The organism is Streptomyces sp. NPDC058620 (genome assembly GCF_042717135.1).
In the GTDB taxonomy this organism is placed as follows: Bacteria; Actinomycetota; Actinomycetes; order Streptomycetales; family Streptomycetaceae; genus Streptomyces.
In genome coordinates this window covers 59,474-82,056 of record NZ_JBHXQO010000034.1, presented here as the reverse complement: position 1 = coordinate 82,056, position 22,583 = coordinate 59,474, and the positions used below count along the sequence as shown (strand labels likewise).

The window sequence follows — 22,583 nt, the reverse complement described above, 5'->3', positions numbered from 1 at the left end:
CAACCCACCCCAACCACCCACCAGGGCCATCACACTCGTCCCACCCACCAAAGCAACCAGCAGACGCCAGAAGAGCACCTAAATCACCGGTATTGCGTCTAGACCCCTTTTATGGTGTGTGTTACTCGCGCGCTATGAGGGCCCCTCCGACCTGTATCAATGGAGCGCATGAGGCGCCCGAAGGCCAGAGGCTCGCCTTTCCGTCCCACTTCGCGAGATCAACATCAACCTCAAGCGACCTGCGTCACGCACGCGGCGGGCAATGGGCAATCCGTGTCCCGTGCGATCAACGCCGCACAGCCTGCGGGGCAAATGGTCCGGGCTGACGCGGCACCAGGGGGTGATCCGTCGCGCCGCCATTCGTCGAGGCTGCGGTCGACTGCTGGCGGCGTGCATCGAGATCGATGTTGGCGGCAAGCCTGCGCTGGTGCTCCTTGGCGGAGTGCTGCTAGATCAGTTGGGCGCACTCGGTGGACTGGCTGGCCCGGACCATGAGGTCCTTGAGCCTGGCGCCGGTGTCGGTGTCGGTGTCGGTGTCGGTGTCGGTGTCGGTGTCGGCCGCGAGGGTGTTGCCTGTGTGCCGTAGGTCGTAGAGGCAGATGCCTTCGGGCAGCCCAACTTGTCCCGGGCCCTGCGCCACTTGCCGCCGAAGATACTGGCACGCAGCAGTCTTGATGCTCACCGCTGCGGCCTTCGCCACGATCGGCCCCAAGAGGCTGGGACGATGGATCCGGCCGACTGGCCCAGCTCAGCCGACAGCCGGACACGTAGGCCGCGGGCCGGGGAAGTCGGGCGACACCTCCGCCCCTGGTAGCGTCGAAGAGGCGTTCTGAACGACGATGATCGATGACTGGCGGCGACGGGCGCGGGGGAGACACCACCATGGGGTTCGAGCAGGACTGGGGTCAGGCGCGGTCCGCCGCGGCAGACCAGGCGGCGATGCGGCTGAACTCAGGGGCGCCGCCCGGCCCACTGCTCCCCGGCACCGGGGACTTCGCCTCGACGCCCGCGGAGAAGAAGGCCGCGGCGAACACTATCGAGAACGATCTGGAGCCGAGCACCAAGAAGGCCGCGGACCACGCGGACGAGGCTTCGGACGGCGCGGTCAAGGCCTTCGGCGGCTGGAGCACTGCGGCCGGTCTGAAGAAGGTGCAGGAGACCTGGGACCGGCAGGTGACCGGGTTGATGGGCCGCCTGGCCTCGGAGAAGACCGCGCTGCGCGGGACCTCGAACCTGTTCCTGCGCAACGACATCTCCACGGGCGACGGCTTCAGCATCCTGAAGCCGTCCCCGGACTCGAAACTGAACGGGCTCTAGGCGGCGGGCGAGAACCATGCTGACGTACCACGAGGTCATGACGACCGGCTTCGGACAGCTGACCACGGCTGCGGCCAAGTGGGAGGCCATGGCCGGGGAGTTCAAGAAGGTCGAGGAACGCTACCGGGACAGCGTCCAGAAGATCGCCATGGGTGGTCAGGCCTGGACGGGGGTGAGCGTGGGGGCGGCCCACACCAACTTCGCCGGCACCCGCTACGAGTACTCCGCCGCGCAGACCCAGGCGAAGGCGATCGGCGGCCTGCTGCGTGATGCGCACGAGCAGTTCACCGACCTGAAGAAGAGGGTCGAGTCCGCCCGCGACGACGCGGTGAAGGCGGGCATGAAGGTGTCCGACCAGGGCCGGTGCACCTTCGACTACTCCAAGGCGGACGCGGGCACGGCCAACGCCGCCCGGCACGACCCGGACCTGAAGAACGTCGAGAACTCCTGGTCGCAGCACATCGACAGCGCGGTCAAGGCCCTCGACGACGCCGACCAGGGCGTGAAGATCGCGCTGGAGGCGGCCTGCGCGGACGGCTACGGCGAAAAGAACGACACCACCTTCGGCACCGGTTTCAACGGCACGGCGCAGGGCGACGTCGAGGTGTACGAGGCGCGGAACGCGGAGGACATCGCGACCCGCCTGGCAGGGGGCGAGAAGATCCCGGCGGCCGAGATGGCGGAGCTACAGCGGTCCTTCCGCGACAACTCGGGCAAGCCCGAGTTCAGCCAGGTGTTCATCAACGGGCTGGGCGCGAAGGGCACGATCGAGCTGACGAACCGCCTCAACGACCAGATCCACGTCAAGAACCCCGCCAACAAAGCGGACTACTCAGATCTGCAGAAGGGCCTGGGGGCCACGCTCGCCTCGGCGACGAAGGACCCGAAATCGGAGGTCTACAAGAAGTTCCGGGCCGACATGCAGAAGGAGGGCCTCGAGCGCCGCAACACTTCCTTCACCGATCTGCGGCTGGAGAAGGCGTACGGCTACCAGTCGTTGGCCACGCTGATGAGCCAGGGCGGCGGGGACTACTCGAAGCAGTTCCTGTACGACATGGGCGACGACATCATGAAGGCGGAGAAGGGCCGGGACGACATCTGGGTCATGAAGGGCGGCGAGTACAGCGGGGAGCGGACCGGCTGGTTCGCCAACGACCCGATGGACGGTCTGCTCGGCGTGATGAGCCACGACCCCGAGGCGTCGGCTTCCTACCTCAAGGACGAGGACCGGATGAAGCACCTCATGGAGCGCAACTGGGAGGTGGTGCTGGAGGCCAACGAACACGGCAACTCCGTGCACTACTCCGCCGCACTCGACAAGGACGACCGGGCGGGCTTCGCGGCCGCGCTGCAGGCCGGTGCCACCGGCATCGACCCGTCCGCGGACAACCCGAAGTTCGTCGAGCACTCGGCCGACAACAAGGCCGTCTTCAAGAACACGATCGACCAGTTCGCGAAGGCCGGCGACGACCTTCCCGAGTCGCTGCGCGAGCCGATGGCGAACGTCCTGGTCAACCACGCCGACACAGTGCACGAGGTCACCAGCAGCGTGGACATGCGCTCTCTGCCGGTGCCGCAGAACGACATGTACGAGGTCATCAAGCAGGTCTCCAAGGACCAGGAGGCCTACGGGTCCCTGAACTACGGGATCAACCAGGCCATGGTCGCCGACATCCACGAGGCGGGCCAGAAGCACCCGGAGGAATCGCTGCTGCGGGCCGGGCGCACGGTGGGCTTCCTGGAGGAGGCCCGCACCGCGGCCGTCGGACCGGCCGGGACGGCTGCCTGGGACGAGAAGTGGATGTTCGACACGGCCATCGGCTACCTGCCCGCCTACGACGCGGAGGTCCAGGCCGGCTTCGACTACGTGGTCGACAAATGGCAGGCGGACGAACAGAAGCACATCGACCAGAAGTACGCGGACAAGGACTACGAGGCGTATGAGAAGCGGAACGGCCAGCTAATGGCGCTCACCGACGAATGGATGAAGCAGCACGACAAGGACGGCCCCCGCTTCAGGTACCAGGAGACGATGGAGGAGGCCGCCGGGGCGGGCGAGAACCGCGCCAAAGGCGTCACCCCACCGCCGAGTGGGGGTGCCGCATGAGGCACACCACGGGCTTTGGCAGGCTCGCGGCGGGCACGGTCCTGACGGCCTCGCTCGCCGCGTGCGGCGGCGGTTCGGACGCCGACCGGGCGGTCCCGGAGACGTTGTGCGGCACGCCCGTACCCGCGAGTCTGTCGCGGCCGCTGCTCGCCCCGTACGGGAAGATCACCGAAGGCAGCTGGGTGGACCGGCAGAAGCCTGTGACGGCGCCCTGTGTGGTGACGGTGGACGGCAAGCGCGCGTTGGCGTTCCGGTTCGCCTGGCACGATGGCTCACCGGGAGACCTGCTGGCCTTCTCCCGCGAGAGCGGGATCATCGGGCTGGCGGAACCGGCCCGGGTTGATCTCGGCTTCGAGGACTCGGTGGTCGGCAACGACGGCGTCACGGCCACGGCCCCGTGCAGGACAACGGGCGGTGACCACTTCACCCTCACGGTGCGGGTGGAACGCGCCGACCAGGCGAAGCGGGACCTGCGGCCCGCCGTCGAGGCATTCATGCGCACGTACATGGCGGAGACCCTGAAGACCCTGAACTGCAGCTGACGGGTACGGAACATAGGCGTTCACGTCTTTCGGCTCTGGGTGGCCGTCGTTTCAATTGACTTCCGCCTGTCCACCAGATCGCCTACACGCCATCGAGCTTCTTGTAGGTCCGGGTGGCCAGCCCTTTGATCACGGCAGATCGCCGAGTCGCCCCAGGGCAGCCGTACGGTCGTCCGTCGGTGTCGTATGCACGGACGAGCTGCCGTTCCGCATCCCAACTGCGCGCACCTCCTCCCTCACATGGGAGGCCAATGATTCCCAAGCTCAGAGCACGAGTTCGATTCTCGTCACCCGCTCCTTGAAGCACTATCTCAAAGCCCCAGGCCGACAGCCCGGGGCTCTGTTGTTGCTCAAGCCCGATCGAGTGCCCTGCGTGCCCGTTCTGCGCCCAACGCGTCCATCGACTTCTTCCGGTCGCCAGCACCCCACGAGCACTGATGCCAACTATGATAGTTGTTATATGCTTCAGTGCATGGAGACGAAGACGTACACAACCATCGACCTGCGCAAGGGGATGGGCGAGATCCTGGACCGGACCCGGATCGCCGGTGAGGCCGCCGCCATCACCCGTAAGGGGAAGACGGTCGCCTACTTGGTGCCGGCCGAGTGGTTCGAACAGATGGCCCGTCGGCACCAGTCGCACGAGGACCGGCACGAGGCGGCCTGACCCACCCTCCATACCAAGGAGCCCGAACCATGCCCGGCCAGGCACTCCACTTCGATGGGTACGAGGGGGAACCCCTGCGGTTGCCACCCATGCCCGAACACACGCCTCAAGCACTTCGGTTGGCGATTCAGGAACACACTCCACACCTCCTCCCGGACTTCGAGGCTCACTGGAAGCGCGTCATCGGCGACGCCTTCAACATCACCCCCGTGCCGGCCTTCATGCGCCTGTGGTGGACGCAGTACGCCATCGCGCGGAACCCCGTCCTCGACTCACACCTTCGCGACCTCGAAGCCCGCGCCGCCAAATCCGAGGACCCCGAGGAGTCCATCCGGCTTCTGGAGGAGTACAGCCGCCTCCGGCACGAAGCCGCCGAGAGGAAGCCCGGAGAGTGATCGACGAACCACTCCGGCCGCCTTGGCAAATGGACTGGACGAAGGAGGCGCAGCACGACTTCCAGAACATGCCCGCCGAAGGCAGTGACCTGGTCATGAGTGCCCGTGCGGAACTGGTCACTGCCGAAGACCCGTACTTCCGGGGAATCGACGCCGATGCCTCGCTCCCGCACTGGATGACCGTCCGACCGCTGGCCTCCACGAGCCCCGGTGGCCCCCACATCGTGGACCTGGCCGGCGGACGCGGCTGGCTCATCTACACCTTCATGCGCCGCCACGCCGACCCACAGATCGTCGTCACCGAAGCCTTCTGGGCCTGACGTCTGCGCCACCGCAGCGTCTGCACCACCGCAGCGTCTGACCACGGGCGGCTTCCGTTTCCTGTCACCCGCTCCGGCAGAAAACCTCAGCTTGATGACCTGCCGTCGACGTGCCCCATCCGTGCCCTTCGGAGCGGAAAACAGCGGTCACGTACGGCAGCCGTGATGTCCGCGAAGTCTTGCAACGCTCCTTCGACGAGCTGACGCACAGCACCCGGGCCGCTGCGTGAACCTCACGGATCTACATCGTCGCTCGCTTGCAGACGTGCTCGCCGTTGGCGGTGCATAGGCACTTACGGGCGGCTACGCGGTCCAGGCACACGGCCTGGTCGACCGGCTCAGCCAGGACCTCGACGTCGCGACCGAGAACCCCGACCGAATGGAGGACTGCTGCTGCCGTGTGCGGCGGCCTGGAACAACGCGCCCTCGGCAGGACCCCTTCCTTGCTACCCAGACCTCTCCCCGACAGCGAACCGCTGCTGAGGTACTAACCCTTGGACACCGGAGCGCCGGGTGCGGCGACCGAGCCCGTGAATCCGCTCTGTGTCGTGAGGTAGAGGACGCCGCCCAGGCAGAGCGGCTCGGCGAGCGGACCGAGGTCCAGGCGCAGGCCCGCGGGAGTGGGCAGGCGTACGGTCCCGGAGGTGGAGCCGTCGGCGATATCGAGAGTCCGTAGCTCTCGGCGTCCCACGGCGAAGACGCGGTCGTCGGCGAGCGTGAGGCCACCGGTCGCCGCCGGTGCGGGGCGGTCCCAGAGGCGGTTGCCTGTATGCCAGTCGAAACCCTTCAGTCGTCCGCTCGTATCCCGTAGGACGAGGACGTCGCGGTCACCCGCCACTGGCGCGGCAGCGGGAGTGACCGAGGTGGCCAGAGTCCGCTGGGTCGCGAGCGTGGCCGGGGCGAGGAGGATGACGCCGCGGCGCCGGGTTGACCAGCACAGCAGCGTGTCGTCGTGCGCGAGCAGGCCGGAGCAGTCGACGCCGTCGCGGATCCGGGGCTCAGGCACTGCTTCGGTGGTATCCAGAGCAGCCACCGATCCGTCGGCCAGTGGTAGATAGACCTGCTCGTCGTGGACGACCAAGGGGCCGTTCGCGTCCGGAAGGTGGCCCGACCACTCCTGGACGCCGTCCCTCGTACGCAGGGCCTTTACCTCGACGAGTTCGGCATCGGAGGCCGCTTGGTCGTCGATGTTCGCCACATACAGTCTGCCGGCCGCGTAGGTGAGCGCGCGCAGCCCCGTGAAACTCATACGCTGGTACCGCCACTTGACCAGGCCGGTCGCCGCGTCCACTGCACTGACCCCGGCCTGCGCGGGCACGAAGAAGAGGGTGCCGTCCGTTACGGGGGCGATGGCGGGATCGCCCGGCGGCGTCTCCGGGAAGTTGTCGTCGTTCGTCCTGCTCTCGTCGAAACCCTCCGTACGCCACTTCTCCTTGCCGGTGGCCAGATCCAGGGCGAGGGCTGCGCCGTGACCGTCGCCGCAGACAAGCAGTCCGGCACCGGCCGCGCAACCGCCGGTCGTTCCTGTTCCCTTGACGCTGTGGGCCCAGGGGCGCCAGCCGTCAGGGCGTTGTCTCGTGTCGAGTGCGGCGGCGGTGAACTCGCCGCTGTGCGCGGCGTCGGCGTCCGGAACAGCGAGCGGGCCGGTCTGCTCCTGCTTCGGCTTGCCCTCTGCCGCGGGAGCCGGAGGGCGGGTGTTGTCGCCGGGCAGCACCACGGCCAGCGTGACGGCGAGCGCGGTGACCAGGGCCGCGACCCCCGCGATCAACGGCCAACGGCTCGGCGCGGTGGGCGGTGCCGAAGGCGGCGGCACGGGACGCCCGGAGAGCGCCGTCGGCGAGGGCGGCGCGACGAGGGGCGGCGCAGGGGTCGCGGCGGAGGTTGCCGCTTGCTCCAACGGGACGGTGCCCGCCGCCTCTTCGCACCGTGACACGGCTTCGCGGTGGGCGGCGAGGAGGGAGAGGTAGGGAGAGGGCCAGAGCGGCTCGTCGGGGGCGGTGATGGACAGCTCCGCCGCTAGTTCCGCAGCCGTGGGGCGCGCCGCCGGGTCGGGCCGGAGGCAGTGGGTGACCACCTCGCGCAGCGGCGGTGGCAGCTCCGACAGGTCCGCCGCCCCGGACGCGATGCGGTACAACACCGACGCCGGTTCCTCGTCGTCGAATGGGCCACGGCCCGTCGCGGCGAAGCACAGGACCGCGCCCAGGCAGAACACGTCCGAGGCGTACACCTGTCCGTTGCTGCTGGTCAGAAGCTCAGGTGACATGTATCCCGGCGTGCCGATCAGCATGCCCGTCGCGGTGAGGGCCGTCGCGTCGAAGACCTGCGCGATGCCGAAGTCGATCAGGCGCGGTCCGTCGGCGGTGAGCAGCACATTGCCAGGCTTGAGGTCGCGGTGCAGGATACCTGCGGTGTGCACCGCGTCGAGCGCCTGGGCGAGCCCCACGCCCAGGGTTCGTACGGAGGGGACCGGCAGTGGGCCGCACCGGGCCACCGCTTCGCCGAGCGCGGGCCCCGCGACGTACTCCGTTGCCAGCCAGGGGACCTGGGCGTCGGCGTCGCCGTCGAGGAGCGCGGCGGTGTACGGCCCCGTGACCGCACGCGCCGCGTGGATCTCGCGACGGAAGCGTTTTCGGAAGTCGACGTCGGTGTCGGTCTCATCGGCCAGCGCCTTCATGGTCTTCACAGCGACGAGCGGCCCGGCCACCACTCCCCCCGCTACTTCCCGGCGTGCCAGGAAAACCTCGCCCATCCCGCCCGCGCCGATCCGGCCGATGAGCCGGTACGGGCCGATGCGCCGGATCGGCCCCTGCCAAGGGGTCAGCACGGCAAGTCCTCGTCCGGAGTGCGCGTGTCGCTCACGGCAGCTTCACCGACGAGATCGTGCCGCGGTCGAAGACCACGTGGACCACACCCCCAAGCATCAGGACCTGCGGCGACCGGATCTGGTCCCGGATGACGATTCCGTTCCCGTCGTCCTGGGGCTCGCTGCGGTCACTGGGTGCACCGGGCAACGGGATGACTCGCGGCTTGCCGAGGCGCCCGCTCTTCTTGTCCAGGGGCGTCACGTAAAGGGAGTGGTTGTCGGCGAACACCGCCTGCCCGTCGGCCAGGAGCGGGGCGGACACACTCGGCCCGATCACGGGGGACTGCAGAGTCTGCGTCTGCCTGCCGGTGCGCAGATCCGTCAGAACGATGAGGCCGGTGTCGCTGGAGTTGTCGCTGCGCCGGGCGAGGGAGTACGTACTGTCGGTCGCCGTGACGGTGACATCGGCAAGCGTGGTCTTCTGGTCGAGCAGGTACGAGTAGTGGCCCACAGGCTCGAGGGTACGAGGTGTGTAGCGGTCGACCCGGATCTCGACCTTCTCCCCGTCCGAGGTCAGCTGCTCCTCGGTCACCCTGCTCTCGCATTGAATCGTGCCGCCGCCGGAGGACACGGTGCGGCAGCCGGTGCCCGACGTCGGTGACGCGCGGCCGAGGACCACTCCCTTCCGCGCATCGACCGCGACGAGCCCGCCGGGCGTGTGCGCGTACACCACGCCGTCGATCAGAGCCCGGGCCGCATACCGGCCCTCGTCGGCCTGGCTCGGCCCGTCGCCCTCGTCGAGCGTCAGGTCCCATCGGGTGCTGCCGTCGGTGACATCGTATGCGCGCAGCGAGGCGCCATTCGGCTCGTCGCTGAAGGACTTGCCTTCCACGGTGGCGATGACCGTGTCATCGGCCAGCATCGGCTTCGCGCTGAACTCCCCCCGACCCGAGGGAGGCTGGGCCTGCCAAAGCACGTCACCGGTGCGCGAGTCGCGCAGCTGCAGCTCGCCGTCCGAGGCGATCAGGGCGTGCCCGCCCCTCACTTGTGGAGCGAGCGAGTCGCCCGGCATGAACAGAGTGCCGCTGCCGGGCCCGAGATAGGCCTCGCCCGTGCCGTCCTCGGCGACGGACGGGCTGCTGGATACCCACAGCCGATGCCCGTCGGCTGTCGACACCGCCTCGTACGTGCCGTTGGTCAGCAGGCACACGATTGCCCGGGTGTCCGCGGAGCAGTTCATACGCGCTTTGCTCAGCCGCCCCTGCCAGGGCTTCCAGCCGGGGGCCCGCTGCGCGGCGAACTGCGGCACGTAGCCGCTGCGATCGACGGTGCCGGACTCGTCGACTCCTGCCTGGGCGACGAGTTGGGCGGGAGTCAGGGTCGTCGTCGGGGCGGGCGCGGCACCGCCGGCCCCCGACCCGTTCCCGTCGTCCGCGCCACGCAATGCCAGATACGTGCCCACACCCGCCCCGGCGACAGCCAGCGCCGCGACCACGGCGAGCGCTCGGAGCCGTCTGCGGAAGCGGGGGGCCGGGTGCGCGGGCGGCGCCGGCGGCGTGGGGCCCATGGTCGGGAACTGGTGCGGAGCCAGGGTGCCCGCGCCGAGCGGGCGTCCGGCGTCCGGCTCCTGGGCCGTGGGGGGATTCGGCAGCGGCAGCAGCGGAGACCCCGTCGCACATAGCGCTGCCACGTCGCGGTGCTCGTCCTCGATGTCCCGGGCCACGGGTGCCGGCCAGCCCGCCCCGGAGCCATTCCCTTCCTCGCCGTGCGCCGCGCGCAGTGCGGCGAACCGCTCCACGAGCTCGTCCGCGGTCGGCCTCGACGCCGGGTCCTTCGCCAGGGACGCCGTGACCAGCGGCACCAACTCGGCGGGAAGTCCGTCGAGTGGAGCGTCGGCTTCCGCCACGCGGTAGAGCACTGCCGCGACCGGCCCGTTCCCGAACAGATCCCGGCCCGTCGCCGCGTACGCCAGGACCGAGGCCAGGCAGAACACATCGGAGGCCGCCACCACATGCCGCCCACCGGCAATGTGCTCCGGCGACATGTAGGCGGGCGTGCCGACCATGTGTCCTGTCGACGTCAGGGTCGTGGCGGCGCGGGTACGGGCTACTCCGAAGTCGATCAACCGCGGCCCGTCCGCGGCGAGCAGCACGTTCGCCGGCTTCAGGTCGCGGTGCGTCGCGCCCGCGGCGTGCACCGCCACCAGTGCGCGGGCCATGCCCTCGCCGAGCCGGGCGAGCGCCCCGCGCGGCAGCCGGCCGTGCCGCCCCACTGCCTGGGCCAGGGTCGGCCCCACCACGAACTCCGTCGCCAGCCACGGAAGTTCCTCGTTCACATCGCTGTCCGTGAGACGCGCCACGTAGGGGCTGGTCACCGATGCCGCGACCGCCGCCTCCCGCGCGAAGCGCCGCAGGTATTCCGCGTCCCGGGCCACCTCGTTGCGGATCACCTTCATGGCCACGAGGTCGGCCGGGCCATATCCGTCGCCGAGGCGCTCCGGGCGGGCCAGGAAGACCTCGCCCATGCCACCCGCCCCCAGCCGGGCCAGCGTCACATACGGTCCGACGGCGCGCGGCGACGTCCCACGTAGTTGCCCCAGCATCCGGCGCCCCCCAAATCCCCCAAATATCCAGCGCGTTGCGACAGTCTGCCACGCGGCCACGCACGTCAGTTCCCGGTGGACATCGGTGACTGTGCGTGGCTTATCCCGGTTCCAGCCGCCCACTACCTTCGATCGGCCGCGTCTCCCGGGGGTGCGGTGCGTATGGCTGTCAGGACACAGTGCCGCCGGCAGCGGCGGGCCGTCGCGCCGACGACCGCCGAAACCAAGTCGGCGCCAAGTTCGGCGGCAGCGCCGCGATCTCCCGCTCGTCCGCCTCGCCGGCCGGTCGGCAAGGACGGCCTCGGAGGGTCCACCGTTACGACTCGCGTTCCGGGCGCTCCTGCGGCAGGGCTCGACACGGGACGGGCCCACCCTCGCTGTGGGCCCCGTCCCGTCTCGCTTCGATCCAGCGGCGCGCGTGTCAGGGGTCAAGGCCGCTCGTCCAACGGGGCGGGCCCGCCGCCTACGCGCCCAACCAACAACCGCCTGGCCGTCGGCGCGATCACGATCGCCGGGTATCTCGACACAAGGGCAACGTCCGCTTCGACGTCTTCTTCGCCGGCGTCAACGGCGTACTGAGCATCGCCAACGACCTCGCCGTGATCTCCGCGTACCTACAGGAGGCGGCGGCGCGGCTCCGAGTTGATAGGCATTCGTCGCGTCGCCCGTGCCGAACTGGTCCACTGCGGCCCCGGAGGCGAATAGGCCCCCACCTACCGCAAACGCACCCGCCGCAATGGCGTTCAGCCTGCGGAGACGGCCAACCGATCAAGCTCTGGATGCCAGTGGCGGGCGTGCCTCACTCATCGCACGGGGAAGCCGAATGAGTAGCCCTGCTGCTTCAGCCAGGGCAGGATCTCGCGCAGGGCGGCCATCGTCTGGGAGCGATCCCCTCCCGCGTCGTGGAAGAGGACGGTCGGCCCGTTGGAGATCTCGCTCTTGACGGTGGCGACCATGGTGTCCACACCGGGATACTCGAAGTCTTTGGTGTCGACGTTCCAGCCCAGCGGTCGCATCCCCCGGGACGCGGCGAGCTGTCGGCTGTACGGGGTGAAAGCACCGCCCGGGGCCCGGTAATACTGCGAACGGACACCTCCGGACGCCTTGATGATCATGCGTTCGGCATCCAGGATCTGCTGGGACTGGTAAGCCTCGGACCGGGTGTCCATGGTGGTGTCGTGCGAGACAGTGTGGTTGCACAGCCGGTGGCCGTCTGCCACGACCGCCTTGACCAGGTCCGGGTACGCCTGGGCCTGCGTGCCCACCATGCAGAACGTAGCCTTCACCCCGCTGTCCTTCAGCAGTTGCAACACCTGCGGCGTCCAGACCGGGTCCGGACCGTCGTCGATGGTGATGTTGACACCTCGTGCGCCGCGATCCGAGGCATGCGCGATGTCCGCCGCCACCTTGGCCACGGGCGGGGCGACACGCGCTTGCGGCTGCCGCCCTCCGGCGGGGTCGGCCTGTGCGGTCCACACCGAGGTGGCAGCGGCCACCGCCGTCACCCCGAGCGCCGCCGCGAGAAGCCGGCCGTGCCATCCCCTTCCGTTGTGCTTTGCCATGTCTGCCCGCCCCTTTGCTACCGCCGCCGATGCCGTACCTGCCCCCCATGAAGTCATACGAACGCCCGTACGCGATCTCTCTGTTACCGAGCGCAGACGAATCCGCAGAGGGCCGGCGACAAACGCAGGAGTTCCGCGACAGATGAGGGGGCCCAACGGCCTCGAAGACGTACCGGCGAGGGCGGCAGGCGCTGATCCGCACGGATTCCGGCGGAGGCACCCACGCATTCGTCGAATGGCCACGCGAAGCAGATCCGATGGCCGTCCCACTCGGTAGACCGGTCGGCCGAAGGTCATGCCGCGGATCGTCCGCGAGGAACGGCGGCACGTCGGAAACCAGTTGCTCTTCACCGACGCCGACGGCCTGCGACACACCCACTTCGCCAACAACAAACGAAAGGAGCCCGTCAGCAAGCTGACGGGCTCCCGCGAAAGATCAGGGCTTATCCTGCCATCAGGTCAGATCGTCGGGGTGTCGTCGACGATCTCCTTGTGCGGTTCGACAACGAACCTCCAGCCATCGCTGGGCTCCAGGAACCGCACTCGGGTCGGGAAGATGTCCAGAGCGCGGCGGTCGCGGTTCTGGCTGTTCGTGTTCTTCCGCCCCCGGGCCGGCTCCTCGTACAGGTCGACCTTGACGTCCGGTACCGCGACGGTTTCCTCGCTCCAGCGCTGAACGATCCCGGCGCCGAACGCCTCCCGTGCGGCGGCGTAGAGCGACTCCAAGGATTCCTTCTTCCCGTCGGGCACAAAGAGGGCGAGGTTCAGGAGGACGCCGGCACTCTGGAGAACCTCGATCTCTTCCCCCGCCTTGTCGGCAATCCAGATCCCGCGCTCTTCGACATTATCCGGAAGGACATGAATTTCCTCACCGAAGATCGTCCTCGCGGCGAAGGACCCTCCCTCGAAATTCTTTCCCGCCTTCGTAAGGAAAGCCGGAGCGTAGCAGTCGAGAGGAAGTCCATCCATCTCCGCCGAGACGAAGATGGCGTCCTGGAGGCCCAATTCTGAAGCCTCTCCGGCCGTAAGACGTCGAGCCGCAACCTTCTCGGTATTCACGCCGTTCCCCTTTTTTCGTGGCGTCCTGTGAATTCATTGGACTATATCACGAAAACGAACAGTCAGTCCCTTTACGCATGCCTTCGCGCTCACAATTGTAAAATCAACCCTCCGAGGATTTTCCCCGAAGAGCAGCAGTCAAATCCTCTCGCATCGCCGACGAAAACGCAGCCGTAGGGAAATACGGTGAGGCCCGAGAGGTGACTCACTGTCTCGGTGGTTTTCGGAACCAAGTCGGCCTCCAATTGAAACGTGAGCGGCCTTGGCCGAATGACAGCCCAGCGCCCCAGCGACCCAATCGAGCGAACCGAGAAGGTCGCCTGTCCGATCGGACATTTCACACCTCGCCCCGACGCCCGCCGTCACGGGGCCGCCATCTCTTCACCCACGGCTCGGGGCCGCGTCGTAGGAGTAGCACCAGTTCTCCCAGCTCTGCGGCGCCTGACCGACGATTCTCGTCACCCGCTCCATGACGAGGCCCCAGGCCAGCGGCCGGGGCTTCCTTGTTGTCTCGACCGCGCTATGTCGCCCGTGCCCGTCGCATGCCCGTCCGCGGTTCGGTGCGATCAGCCCGCCTGGCCTCGCTGTCACTGCCTAAGGTGTGCGCATGCCAGAACGCTCAAGCGAATTGCTGCCCGAGCTCTATCCAGAGCTGGCCGCGCCAGGCGGCCTGAGAGCAGCGCTGGCTCGCGAGGCGGTTCGGCGCGGGCACTGTGCCGAACCGCTGGATCCCGTTGAGGGGTACGATCCCGCGGTCGCCGCATGGTGCGCACGTGGAGAGGCACGGTTCGCTGTATACGCGACCAACGCTGACGAACGCGAGTTCCGCATCGAGATCTCCACGGACTCCGGATGGCGTTGGGGAGCCTTCGGTAGCACCGGTGACCTCGCGGTGGTCGACGCCATCCTGCACGCCTGGCGTGATGGGGCGTCGATCGATCAACTGCGGCGCGAGTGGACATTGCTCGCGGCGGACCCGCTGGAAGCGGCACCGCCGGGGAGGGTCGTCTCGACCGCATGGCGGCTGACCATGGAGCGCTCGCCGGTGATCAGGCCGGGCGACGCCGAGCTGGCCGAGGCCCTGTATGCGCAGCCGGCCCTGCGCGTGTTCTTCCCGTTTCCGTCGCACGGGGAGTTCAGCCTCCTCAGCAGTACAGCTGATCCCTTCTATGAGGAGGTTCCACGTGCAGTGCCGAGCGGAGACGGACTGTGGGACGTGGTTCTCCACTGGTCACGGTGGTCGCCGCAAACACCGTCACGCGTGCTCGGATCCCGCCTCCGCGCTCGCGAGGCCGCAGCGCTGGTAGCGGTGAACATTCCTGCAGGTAGTGGCCCGGCCATCGAAGGAGGCTGGCCGCAACCGCCGGCCACCAAGACCCCAGTGACCGGTGACATCGACGGCTGACGCCAACCCGGCGGAGCAGGGGACGGCGGCCGGCCGTCCCGCGGCCGCGGCCCAAGGGGTGCACAGTAGTGGCGCGGCGGACGGCTGCGGTTGCTGCGGTAAGCCCATGGGCGCGTTGCTGGCGACCGCCCAACAACTACCGTGTCCGCGTGGATGAAGAACCGGGAAGAACTCAAGCAGGCCGTGGTCCGGCTGTTGTAACAGGCGGAGTGACGTGACCGGGAGTCCCGTGTACCGAGACGCACTTTTCCGGTGACCCGCGCCACGTGAATCAGGCATCATCTCCTCCACGCAACGGCCTACCGCGTCTGGGCGCCGCCAGGCGTAGTTGTCACTCGGCCTTGGTCCATGCCCGGACCGTGTTGGGGGAGACCGCCGTCAGTTCGGCGATCCGCCGGATCGGCACCTCCGCGGCCCGTGCGGACTGGATCAGCGGGCGAAGCTGCTCGTCGAGCTCCTCTAACTGAGCCAACAGGCTGATGCGCTTCTGCCCGTGGGGCTCGAGGTTGGCTACCGCGTCGGCCCTGAGTTCGGCTGGTGTCTTCTGCATCATGTGGTTTAGATGACACATGCACTACGCGTTCAGCAAGCATGCTGAATTCTCGGCGCGTCGCCGATCACGCCTCGGCCTCGGTGCGGTGACCGGAATGGTTGGCGGGTTTGCTCGTTGTGCTGGCTGGCGGTGCTGACTATTGGCGTGCGGGGTCGGTGCGGTTCCGGCGGGCGATGATGGTGCTGGTCTCGGCGGGCGGCAGCACGGTCCCTGCGGGTGAGTCATCTACTCCGGTGCCGCGCTGCCGCCCGCACTCGTCCGGGTGAACGCGGACCGCGCGCCGCGGTTGCCGCTTCGGCTCTCCCCAAGGGCAAGGGCGCCTGCGTCGCACGGCCACGGATCACCCGGGACCGAGCCGGGGGAGCGGGCGGCCCGCGAGCGGTTGTGCCGGTCGCCGGGACCACGTCGTTACGATCAGCGCCGCTGAGGCCGATGCGTCGACGCCTGCTGTCATGCACAGACCTGACCTGCTGTTATGCAGGCACTGCGGAGACTCGGCTGTTTCGCAACGACGGGGAGACACGTACATGGCGCAGGAGCGGGGCGGCCAGGAACAGAGCGCGGGGACGCGGCTGGCGCTGTTGCTGCGCCGCTGGTGGGAGGAGGCCGGGAGCCCGTCCGAAGGTGCCCGGCCGACACAGCAGGCCCTGGCCGCGAGGCTGGGCATCGACCAGACGACGCTCTCGCGCTACCTGAACCCGAAGCACCTGTCGACAGCTCCTTTGAGGGTGGTGGGGATTCTGCACACCCAGTTGCGGGCCCCGGCGGCGGAGCTCGAACAGGCACGGGCGCTGTGCCGGGCCGCGCTGCGGGAGAACGGCCGCCAACGGGCCTCCGACGGCGGAGGAGAGCACGCCGCACCGGCGGGTGCCGCGAACGAGTCCGACGAAACCCCCGCAATCGTCGCCCCCGGGAAGGCAGAACCAGCGACCCCCGCAACCGCCGCCGAGCACGGCACGGACGGCCGCGGCACATCCGGCCGCCCACGCTCCCGGTGGCTCCGGCCGGTCCTGGTCGCGGCGGCCATGGTTGTGGCGTTCACCGCCGGAGCGGTCACCCACGACCGGTTCTCCTTCCAGGACCACAGGACCACGGCCGACGGTGCAGCCGGTGCCGGTGCCGTTTCCGCGAGTGCGGCCCCACTCGAGTGGCCGTTGCTGCGCATGGGCGTGGAGGACCAGTTCACCCGGGCCCGCGCCCTGCAGTACCTGCTGATCGCGCACGGCTACAAGGTGCGCGCCGACGGTTTCTTCGGACAGGACACCTGGGACGCCGTCATGGATTTCCAGCAACGAAATGACCTGCCGGCCGACGGCAAGGTGGGTACGCAGACCTGGCCGGAACTGGTGAAGGAGGTCGGTCCCGGATCCGGGACCTTCGAAGTGAGGGCCGTGCAGGAACTTCTGAACAACGTGGGCCAGGGCGGCACAGCGGTGTCGGGGAGGTTCACCGCGGCGACCACTGAGGACCTGCGGTTCTTCCAGGCCACTCATGGCCTGCCCGTAGTCGGGCGGGCGAACGTCGACACGTGGCTGGCCCTGCTGGTGAATCAGCGACCTCCCGTCAAGGCACCGGACTACCAGAGGGCCCCGAGCCCCCTGCCCTCCACTTCCGCGTGAGCAGGACGACGCCCGTGCCGCCCGAGCACGGCGCCCCCGGGCACACCACCCGGCTCGCACAGTCCTCATGCATCGGGCCATAGTCCCAGGTCAGAGCCCTGCCATGCAGCGTGCATTGATGTGCCTCGGCACGCAGCCGGGATCGTCTTCCCCCGCCCGGCCACCCCGGCGATGCTGGTTCTGCGACCGGCACTCCGGTGGACAGCCCGCCCTTCGGCAGGCGCCGGCTACACGTCCTGTTCCCGGTCCGCTTCCTGTCAGAACTGCCCGAAAGGGGACACCCATGTCCGCTGTCCGCAAGACCATCACCTCCGCTGTGTCCGCCGCCGTCCTCGCCGGTGGGCTGGCCCTCGGCGCCGCCGGCCCGGCGAGTGCGGCCACCTGTCCGTCCTCCGCGTCCCCCGTGATCAACGGGGCGTCGGCCGGCTGGACCCTGCGCTGCTCGGGCAACAACGTGACGGTGTCCGGCTGGCTCCAGGACACCAGCGCAGACGGCAAGTGCGCCAAGGTCCGCATCAACGCCGGCAACGGCAACTACAAGCCGGAGACCGCGTGCGGCTCCGGAGTCCGGAAGCAGTTCTCCTTCACCTTCAACGGGACGGAGAACGCGCAGGTACGCCTGGCCACCGCCTGAGCCCGCACCGAGGGGAGGGTCGCGCCGCCACCCGCCCACACATCACGAGCACCACACACCACAGCGTGGGAAGAGCGAGGAATCACATGAGCAGCAACGGACGTCACCTGCCCGGAGCCGTGATCGCCGCGGCCCTGGCGACCGCCCTGGCCCTGGCACCTGCCGCCGCCGCACAGGGGCCCGCCCAGGCATCGCCGACGGCCGCGGCCGCGGCGACCACCCTGGTCTTCGACAAGAACCCGAACGACCCCACCAACTCGCGGCTCTCCGTCTACAAGGGCAAGAAGCTCTGGGCCACCTACCGGGCCGGATCGGGCCTCGGGACCAAGGACGACTGCGTGCGCGCCAGGGGCTGGATGCCGAACGGCAGCTGGAAGATCAAGCTCAAGTCCCGCACCTACAACGGCAACATCATCAAGGGCTACGCCGTGTACCTCCAGGACATGAAGTGCGCCAAGGGCACCCTGACGCGTACCGAGATGTTCATCCACTCCGAGATGAACCGGGACGGCAGCCAGGGCGGCACCGAGCGCCGACGCTGGGACGGCGCAGGCGACTACAAGTCCAACGGCTGCGTCAAGCTGAACCCGACCGACATCAAGAAGATGTTCCGGCTCCTCGACCGCGACGACATCGGCTGGCCGACGCACCTGCGCGTGGTGTCCTGACACGGTGGTGGTGGAGGGGAGGCCCCTCCACCACCACCGGGGACACCCGAAGGGAAGACGCTCGCGCCTCATGCCCTGCCGGCCGACCGTCCTGAGCTACGCCAGTTCCACAGGCGGACTGAGCGGGCAGCGTGGAAGCCGACGGCCCTGATAACTCATCAGGCGCAGTCGTTTCTATGCAGTCGTTTCTATTCAGCGGGCCGCACGCTGGGCCTGCGGTCGGCAGGCAACGCGCAGGCCGGCGAGCCGCCGGGCAGCCGGTCGCGGTTGGCAGCGATCAGCCGATAGACGCCGTGGGCGATCCAGCGCACCGGGGACAGGGTGAGCAGGCCGCCGGGCCAGGCCCAGGCTCCCCCGGCGCTCAGCATGAGTTTGGCGACGGCCTGCGCCCCGCCGTACACCGTGCCGGTCGGAGAGATGAACAGCACCTCGTGTTCCGCTCGCTGCTGGGTGACGTCGAGGGCTTCCAGATTCGCGAACTGCCAGGGTGTGACGTCGCAGTTCGGTCGCACTCGCCGCATGAGGTAGTTCACCGTGGTCGTGCAGAAGGCGCAGTCACCGTCGTAGACCAGGACAGATCGGTTCGGCATGGACTCATCCTGCCCGACGGGACTCCCCCGTGCCGGGAGGCAGTCCAGCGAATCGAGCCCCTGTCAATCAAGTTGTCCAGAGGTCCGCACAGGGCTCCGACGGGAATCACCTCCTACCAGCACGGTAGGAGGTGATTCATCAAGCGGCTCGTTCTGCTCTGCTACGCCGGTGGAGGGGGGCCGTGCGTGCGGGACCGGGAGCAACCAGGGCGCTCAGCGCGGGTCCGACGCCAGCCCTCTCTCCGGAACCGCGGGCTGTCCGGCATCGGGCAGGCCACCCCTGAGCTGGGGAGGCACCGATCGCGCCCTCGCTCCTCCCAGGGGAGCCGGCCGTCGCAGACCCACTCGCCTGGCCCCTTGTCGGACCGTACGGGCCAGGAATTCATAGAAACGGTCAGGGAGGAACGCGGCGTCCGCAACGATCATGGCCCCGGAGAAGAGGGGAAGCCCCATGAGGACGGCGATGCCGATGTGCATGCCCAACAGCATCCCGAGAACCGGGTACTTCAGCCTGCCGAAGAGCACGAACGGGAACGCGACCTGCAGCAGCACCGTGACGTAGCTGGCGATAGCGATCACGGTCGCGTACTGGTCCACCAGATGCGAAAGTGCCGGCCAGGGCTGGAAGAGTTCGAGGTTCAGAACGTAGTGGAGAGCGGTACCCCCGCCCCAGGACGCGCCCTGGACCTTGTACAGGCCGGCTGCCCCGTAGAGGAGACAGACCTGTGCCGCGATGACGAAGAGTGCGCAATTGTGCACGACCGTCGTCAAGGTGCGTCGTGTGGCGCTCAGTTGCCGCAGCCAGGAGCTCCTGACGGGTGCCGCCGCTTTGCCCGCTCGCACCCTGGCTCGTCGGCGTCTGCGCGCGTCCAGGGACCAGCGTCGGCCGCAGGCGGTGAAGACGAGGTAGACGGCCATGAGCAGGATCAGGTTGTCTCCCCCGTCCGTCATGAAGATCGCTCTCGCGTGGAACGAAAGGACCACCACGGCGAAGAGGACGGAGACGGCACGGGTACGCCAGCCCAGCATGAACAGTGCGGACGTGAGGAGAGCAATCCCGTAGCAGAGCTCGAAGTAGGTACGGCTGCCGGACAGAGTCAGGATGCTGTTCCAGCCTGACTGGTCGAAGAGCTGTTCCGCCAGCTCGGGTGTCCACGGCGAGCCGGGGCCCCAGATCTCGTCACGGTGCGGAAACTCGCGCAGGAGGAAGACGAGATACAGCAGTCCGTAGCCGATGCGCAGAACCGCGGCCGCGTACAAGGACACCGGCCGATCGGTCACAAGGGACCAGAACGCACCCGCTCGGTCGGAAAACCACCGAGCCGGTCCGGCACCGGTGCTCCTCTGCCCCGTAGGCCGTTCCGGGGTAGCTGTCGGGGAGGGGAATGGGGGGACCTGCTCAGTTCCCATGGGGGGTCACCTTCCACCAAGGCAGGAGCCGGTTCTCGACCGGGACGGGCGGGCGGTCGGCAGCCGCTGTACCGGGCGCGGCGATGGGCAGCGTCTCGACGCGGAGCTGTACGAACTCGAACGTGCCGCGGTTGTGGTCCGCGAAGCGGTCGGAGGCGATGTTGCGCAGATACTTCTGCATCATCACGGCGCGTTCCGAGCGTGACTCGTCGTCTCCGCCGTGCAGTTCGACGTAGGTGGTCCAGGCCCGGCGCAACAGGTTCTGCGTGGTGTGGCTCGGAAACGCATTGTGCTCGACTGCCGAAGTGTCCACGGCAGCCAGGTCGAACCAGTCACTCACCCGGACGGATCCGTCGGAGGCCGTGTGTGAGGTTCTTGCCAGAACACGGCGGTTGGCGGAGTCGGGATCCGGGGCGAACAAGCGCCAGTTCTGCTCGAACAGGGGATACACCCATGCGTTTACCTGAGGGCTGTACCGCTTCGAGATCGGGTTCGCGGGTGCCACATGGAGGAAGACCATGACGACATGGGTCAGAGCTGTCGCCATACACATGAGCACGACGATGGACAAACCCGTGCGCAGCACCCGCGCACCCCCGGCCCTCTTACGCGGCGCGTCCTCTTCATGACGACTTTCGCCGGGCGGGCTGGAATCGGATCGTTGCACTTCCTCCGTGTCCACTGCTTTGATTCCGCCCGACACCGCCCACCCAGTTTCTCTCATGCCAACTCTCGCGTCTGCCATTGCCGGAAATGCTACTGACGGCATGCGGCAGAATCTGGATTCCGCCGCATGCCGCCAGGCTGTCATTCCGTCATTCCGTGAGCCAGTTCGGTGTGGTCCGAGACCTAGCCCGCGTGACCTTCGGAACCGGCCTTCTCGTCAGGCTTGTCCCCGTAGCCGTGGTGCTCTTCGGGCTCTTCGTCAGGGCCGTGCCCCGGCTTGCCCTCAGGGCCATGGCCGGGCTTCCCCTCGTGCCCGTGATCCGGACCGCCGTGGCCCGGTCCGCCATTGCCGGGTCCGCCGTTGCCCGGTCCGCCATTGCCGGGTCCACCGTTCCCCGGTCCGCCGTGGCCCGGTCCGCCCGGTCCACCGTGGCCCGGTCCGCCGGGCTGGCCACCGTTCCCACCGGTGACGTTTCCTGATGTATCGCCACCGGTCGTGTTGCCCGCGACGTTGCCGGAGGTGTTGCCGGAGATGTTGCCGGACGTACCGCCGGTCACCGTGCCGGCGATCGGTCCGCCGAGCAGGCCGCCCCCGGTCGAGGCGCCGCCGAGGACGCCGCCGAGGACACCGCCGAGGACACCGGTGGTGGTGCCGGTGGTGGTGCCGGTCGTCGTGCCGGTGGTGGTGCCGGTGGTGGTGCCGGTGGTGGTGCCGGTCGTCGTGCCGGTCGTCGTGCCGGTCGTCGTGCCGGTGGTGGTACCGGTCGTCGTTCCGCCCGTGGTCGTGGTCGCGCAGTTGCCGCGGAAGATCCGGTTGTTGTCGAGGGTCACGGCGCCGTTACTGGCCAGCGCCCGGCCCTCGATGTCCGTCCCCTGGTTCACGCTGATCGAGGTGCCGGCCATGAGGGTGCCCACGAAGGTTGAGGTGGTACCGAGAGTCGCCGAAACGCCGATTTGCCAGTACACGTTGCACGCCGAAGCGCCGTTCGTGAGGAGGATCCGGCTGTTGGTTGCCGTGGTCAGCGACTCAGGAACCTGGAACACCCATACAGCGTTGGGGTTACCGCCCGCGTTCAGGATCAGGTCGCCGGTGATCCCGAGACCGACGGAGGCGCGGTGGACTCCCGGAGTCAGCGTCTGCCCCCCGCCGATGCCCGCCGCAAGCGCGAAGTCCGGGGCTTGACCGGCCGCGTTGTTGAACGCCACGAGCAGATCGCTCTTGGCCTGGAGTGCATGAGCGTCCGCAGGGTGCACGGCACCCAGCACCACACCGGGCGGGAACCCGGTGATGGCCGGGTTCGGGTGCGTTCCGAGGTCGTGGCTGAGCAGGGAGGGGCCGGTGTTGGTGACTCCCTGACCGGACAGAACGGAGTAGCTGGCGGCTGTGCCGAGGGGTACGGGCAGCGCGATGGCCGACGCCGGTGTCGGCGTCACGGCGACCATCACAGCGGCAACCGTTGCGGCGAGGGCCGAGGCCAGCCCGCCGGACAAAGTGCGACGCCGGGCCGCAAGAGGGTACTTCAGATTCATCGAAGGGCCATTTCCTATGGGGGGGGGAGCCGTGGCATACCGGGCCCTACCGAATTGCCCGGGAAGCCTTCACGTTGTCGCCGCATATTACGCAGTAACTTTCACGCTTCGGAGAGGGAAGTCCACGAGCACCG

General features: G+C 68.4%; 20 protein-coding genes and 1 pseudogene. 11 read left to right on the top strand and 10 right to left on the bottom strand.

Annotated features, from left to right (window positions below; genetic code table 11):
- Window positions 1-448 precede the first annotated feature (448 nt).
- Window positions 449-640, bottom strand: a complete 192-nt coding sequence (locus tag ACFWSK_RS26360; protein ID WP_383790900.1) for a hypothetical protein — start codon at window positions 638-640, stop codon at window positions 449-451.
- Window positions 641-882: 242 nt separating this feature from the next.
- On the opposite strand from ACFWSK_RS26360, the gene ACFWSK_RS26355 reads away from it, so the two are divergent.
- The 7 genes and pseudogenes from ACFWSK_RS26355 to ACFWSK_RS26325 all read left to right on the top strand — a co-directional run.
- Window positions 883-1,317 (top strand): hypothetical protein, encoded by a 435-nt coding sequence (locus ACFWSK_RS26355; protein ID WP_383790897.1) that lies wholly within the window; start codon window positions 883-885, stop codon window positions 1,315-1,317.
- Between the two features lie 16 nt (window positions 1,318-1,333).
- On the top strand, window positions 1,334-3,424 hold the full coding sequence (locus ACFWSK_RS26350) for a hypothetical protein (protein ID WP_383790894.1): 2,091 nt from the start codon (window positions 1,334-1,336) through the stop codon (window positions 3,422-3,424).
- Window positions 3,421-3,966 carry a hypothetical protein gene (locus ACFWSK_RS26345; protein WP_383790892.1) on the top strand — a complete coding sequence of 182 codons (546 nt, stop codon included), beginning with the start codon at window positions 3,421-3,423 and terminating at the stop codon, window positions 3,964-3,966. The genes ACFWSK_RS26350 and ACFWSK_RS26345 overlap by 4 nt, the downstream gene beginning before the upstream one ends.
- 472 nt (window positions 3,967-4,438) lie before the next feature.
- Entirely contained in the window at window positions 4,439-4,633 is a 195-nt protein-coding gene (locus ACFWSK_RS26340) for a type II toxin-antitoxin system Phd/YefM family antitoxin (protein ID WP_103492353.1), read from the top strand.
- A gap of 29 nt (window positions 4,634-4,662) precedes the next feature.
- Entirely contained in the window at window positions 4,663-5,028 is a 366-nt protein-coding gene (locus ACFWSK_RS26335; RefSeq protein WP_383790889.1) for a hypothetical protein, read from the top strand.
- A 29-nt stretch (window positions 5,029-5,057) separates the two neighbouring features.
- Entirely contained in the window at window positions 5,058-5,348 is a 291-nt protein-coding gene (locus ACFWSK_RS26330) for a hypothetical protein (RefSeq protein WP_383790886.1), read from the top strand.
- Between the two features lie 226 nt (window positions 5,349-5,574).
- Window positions 5,575-5,754, top strand: a pseudogene (locus ACFWSK_RS26325) (hypothetical protein); the annotation flags it as partial.
- An 81-nt stretch (window positions 5,755-5,835) separates the two neighbouring features.
- Here ACFWSK_RS26325 and ACFWSK_RS26320 read toward each other — a convergent pair.
- From ACFWSK_RS26320 to ACFWSK_RS26305, 4 genes are all read right to left on the bottom strand, one after another.
- Window positions 5,836-8,172 carry a PQQ-binding-like beta-propeller repeat protein gene (locus ACFWSK_RS26320; protein ID WP_383790883.1) on the bottom strand — a complete coding sequence of 779 codons (2,337 nt, stop codon included), beginning with the start codon at window positions 8,170-8,172 and terminating at the stop codon, window positions 5,836-5,838.
- Between the two features lie 31 nt (window positions 8,173-8,203).
- Window positions 8,204-10,705 carry a protein kinase gene (locus ACFWSK_RS26315; RefSeq protein ID WP_383790880.1) on the bottom strand — a complete coding sequence of 834 codons (2,502 nt, stop codon included), beginning with the start codon at window positions 10,703-10,705 and terminating at the stop codon, window positions 8,204-8,206.
- 851 nt (window positions 10,706-11,556) lie between these two features.
- On the bottom strand, window positions 11,557-12,315 hold the full coding sequence (locus ACFWSK_RS26310) for a polysaccharide deacetylase family protein (RefSeq protein ID WP_383790877.1): 759 nt from the start codon (window positions 12,313-12,315) through the stop codon (window positions 11,557-11,559).
- 459 nt (window positions 12,316-12,774) lie between these two features.
- Window positions 12,775-13,374 carry a hypothetical protein gene (locus ACFWSK_RS26305; RefSeq protein ID WP_383790875.1) on the bottom strand — a complete coding sequence of 200 codons (600 nt, stop codon included), beginning with the start codon at window positions 13,372-13,374 and terminating at the stop codon, window positions 12,775-12,777.
- 607 nt (window positions 13,375-13,981) lie between these two features.
- Here ACFWSK_RS26305 and ACFWSK_RS26300 point away from each other — a divergent pair.
- A complete protein-coding gene (locus ACFWSK_RS26300; protein WP_383790873.1) occupies window positions 13,982-14,779 on the top strand; it encodes a DUF6193 family natural product biosynthesis protein in 798 nt (265 codons plus the stop codon).
- Window positions 14,780-15,110: 331 nt separating this feature from the next.
- Here ACFWSK_RS26300 and ACFWSK_RS26295 read toward each other — a convergent pair whose 3' ends face one another.
- Window positions 15,111-15,332, bottom strand: a complete 222-nt coding sequence (locus ACFWSK_RS26295; RefSeq protein WP_383790870.1) for a hypothetical protein — start codon at window positions 15,330-15,332, stop codon at window positions 15,111-15,113.
- 527 nt (window positions 15,333-15,859) lie between these two features.
- On the opposite strand from ACFWSK_RS26295, the gene ACFWSK_RS26290 reads away from it, so the two are divergent.
- The 3 genes from ACFWSK_RS26290 to ACFWSK_RS26280 all read left to right on the top strand — a co-directional run bounded on the left by ACFWSK_RS26290 (window position 15,860) and on the right by ACFWSK_RS26280 (window position 18,253).
- Window positions 15,860-16,951: a peptidoglycan-binding protein gene (locus ACFWSK_RS26290; RefSeq protein WP_383790867.1), complete on the top strand. Its 1,092-nt coding sequence runs from the start codon at window positions 15,860-15,862 to the stop codon at window positions 16,949-16,951.
- A 283-nt stretch (window positions 16,952-17,234) separates the two neighbouring features.
- Window positions 17,235-17,585: a hypothetical protein gene (locus ACFWSK_RS26285; protein WP_383790864.1), complete on the top strand. Its 351-nt coding sequence runs from the start codon at window positions 17,235-17,237 to the stop codon at window positions 17,583-17,585.
- Window positions 17,586-17,671: 86 nt separating this feature from the next.
- On the top strand, window positions 17,672-18,253 hold the full coding sequence (locus ACFWSK_RS26280) for a L,D-transpeptidase family protein (protein WP_383790860.1): 582 nt from the start codon (window positions 17,672-17,674) through the stop codon (window positions 18,251-18,253).
- Between the two features lie 188 nt (window positions 18,254-18,441).
- Here the strand turns inward: ACFWSK_RS26280 and ACFWSK_RS26275 are convergent, their stop codons facing one another.
- The 4 genes from ACFWSK_RS26275 to ACFWSK_RS26260 all read right to left on the bottom strand — a co-directional run bounded on the left by ACFWSK_RS26275 (window position 18,442) and on the right by ACFWSK_RS26260 (window position 22,449).
- Window positions 18,442-18,843 (bottom strand): thiol-disulfide oxidoreductase DCC family protein, encoded by a 402-nt coding sequence (locus ACFWSK_RS26275; protein WP_383790857.1) that lies wholly within the window; start codon window positions 18,841-18,843, stop codon window positions 18,442-18,444.
- A gap of 213 nt (window positions 18,844-19,056) precedes the next feature.
- The gene (locus ACFWSK_RS26270; protein ID WP_383790855.1) at window positions 19,057-20,253 is read right to left on the bottom strand and encodes an HTTM domain-containing protein; all 1,197 of its coding nucleotides are present in this window, start codon (window positions 20,251-20,253) and stop codon (window positions 19,057-19,059) included.
- Window positions 20,243-20,977 carry a DUF5819 family protein gene (locus ACFWSK_RS26265; RefSeq protein ID WP_383790907.1) on the bottom strand — a complete coding sequence of 245 codons (735 nt, stop codon included), beginning with the start codon at window positions 20,975-20,977 and terminating at the stop codon, window positions 20,243-20,245. Before ACFWSK_RS26265 ends, ACFWSK_RS26270 begins: the two co-directional genes overlap by 11 nt.
- Before the next feature lie 125 nt (window positions 20,978-21,102).
- Window positions 21,103-22,449 carry an ice-binding family protein gene (locus tag ACFWSK_RS26260; protein ID WP_383790852.1) on the bottom strand — a complete coding sequence of 449 codons (1,347 nt, stop codon included), beginning with the start codon at window positions 22,447-22,449 and terminating at the stop codon, window positions 21,103-21,105.
- Between the last annotated feature and the right edge of the window lie 134 nt (window positions 22,450-22,583).

Excerpts from the sequence above, each read along its gene's own strand:
- ACFWSK_RS26355 (WP_383790897.1), top strand. The coding sequence starts at position 883 with ATGGGGTTCGAGCAGGACTGGGGTCAGGCGCGGTCCGCCGCGGCAGAC.
- ACFWSK_RS26350 (WP_383790894.1), top strand. The coding sequence starts at position 1,334 with ATGCTGACGTACCACGAGGTCATGACGACCGGCTTCGGACAGCTGACC.
- ACFWSK_RS26345 (WP_383790892.1), top strand. The coding sequence starts at position 3,421 with ATGAGGCACACCACGGGCTTTGGCAGGCTCGCGGCGGGCACGGTCCTG.
- ACFWSK_RS26340 (WP_103492353.1), top strand. The coding sequence starts at position 4,439 with ATGGAGACGAAGACGTACACAACCATCGACCTGCGCAAGGGGATGGGC.
- ACFWSK_RS26335 (WP_383790889.1), top strand. The coding sequence starts at position 4,663 with ATGCCCGGCCAGGCACTCCACTTCGATGGGTACGAGGGGGAACCCCTG.
- ACFWSK_RS26330 (WP_383790886.1), top strand. The coding sequence starts at position 5,058 with ATGGACTGGACGAAGGAGGCGCAGCACGACTTCCAGAACATGCCCGCC.
- ACFWSK_RS26310 (WP_383790877.1), bottom strand. The coding sequence starts at position 12,315 with ATGGCAAAGCACAACGGAAGGGGATGGCACGGCCGGCTTCTCGCGGCG.
- ACFWSK_RS26300 (WP_383790873.1), top strand. The coding sequence starts at position 13,982 with ATGCCAGAACGCTCAAGCGAATTGCTGCCCGAGCTCTATCCAGAGCTG.
- ACFWSK_RS26295 (WP_383790870.1), bottom strand. The coding sequence starts at position 15,332 with ATGATGCAGAAGACACCAGCCGAACTCAGGGCCGACGCGGTAGCCAAC.
- ACFWSK_RS26290 (WP_383790867.1), top strand. The coding sequence starts at position 15,860 with ATGGCGCAGGAGCGGGGCGGCCAGGAACAGAGCGCGGGGACGCGGCTG.
- ACFWSK_RS26285 (WP_383790864.1), top strand. The coding sequence starts at position 17,235 with ATGTCCGCTGTCCGCAAGACCATCACCTCCGCTGTGTCCGCCGCCGTC.
- ACFWSK_RS26280 (WP_383790860.1), top strand. The coding sequence starts at position 17,672 with ATGAGCAGCAACGGACGTCACCTGCCCGGAGCCGTGATCGCCGCGGCC.
- ACFWSK_RS26275 (WP_383790857.1), bottom strand. The coding sequence starts at position 18,843 with ATGCCGAACCGATCTGTCCTGGTCTACGACGGTGACTGCGCCTTCTGC.
- ACFWSK_RS26270 (WP_383790855.1), bottom strand. The coding sequence starts at position 20,253 with ATGGGAACTGAGCAGGTCCCCCCATTCCCCTCCCCGACAGCTACCCCG.
- ACFWSK_RS26265 (WP_383790907.1), bottom strand. The coding sequence starts at position 20,977 with ATGAGAGAAACTGGGTGGGCGGTGTCGGGCGGAATCAAAGCAGTGGAC.
- ACFWSK_RS26260 (WP_383790852.1), bottom strand. The coding sequence starts at position 22,449 with ATGAATCTGAAGTACCCTCTTGCGGCCCGGCGTCGCACTTTGTCCGGC.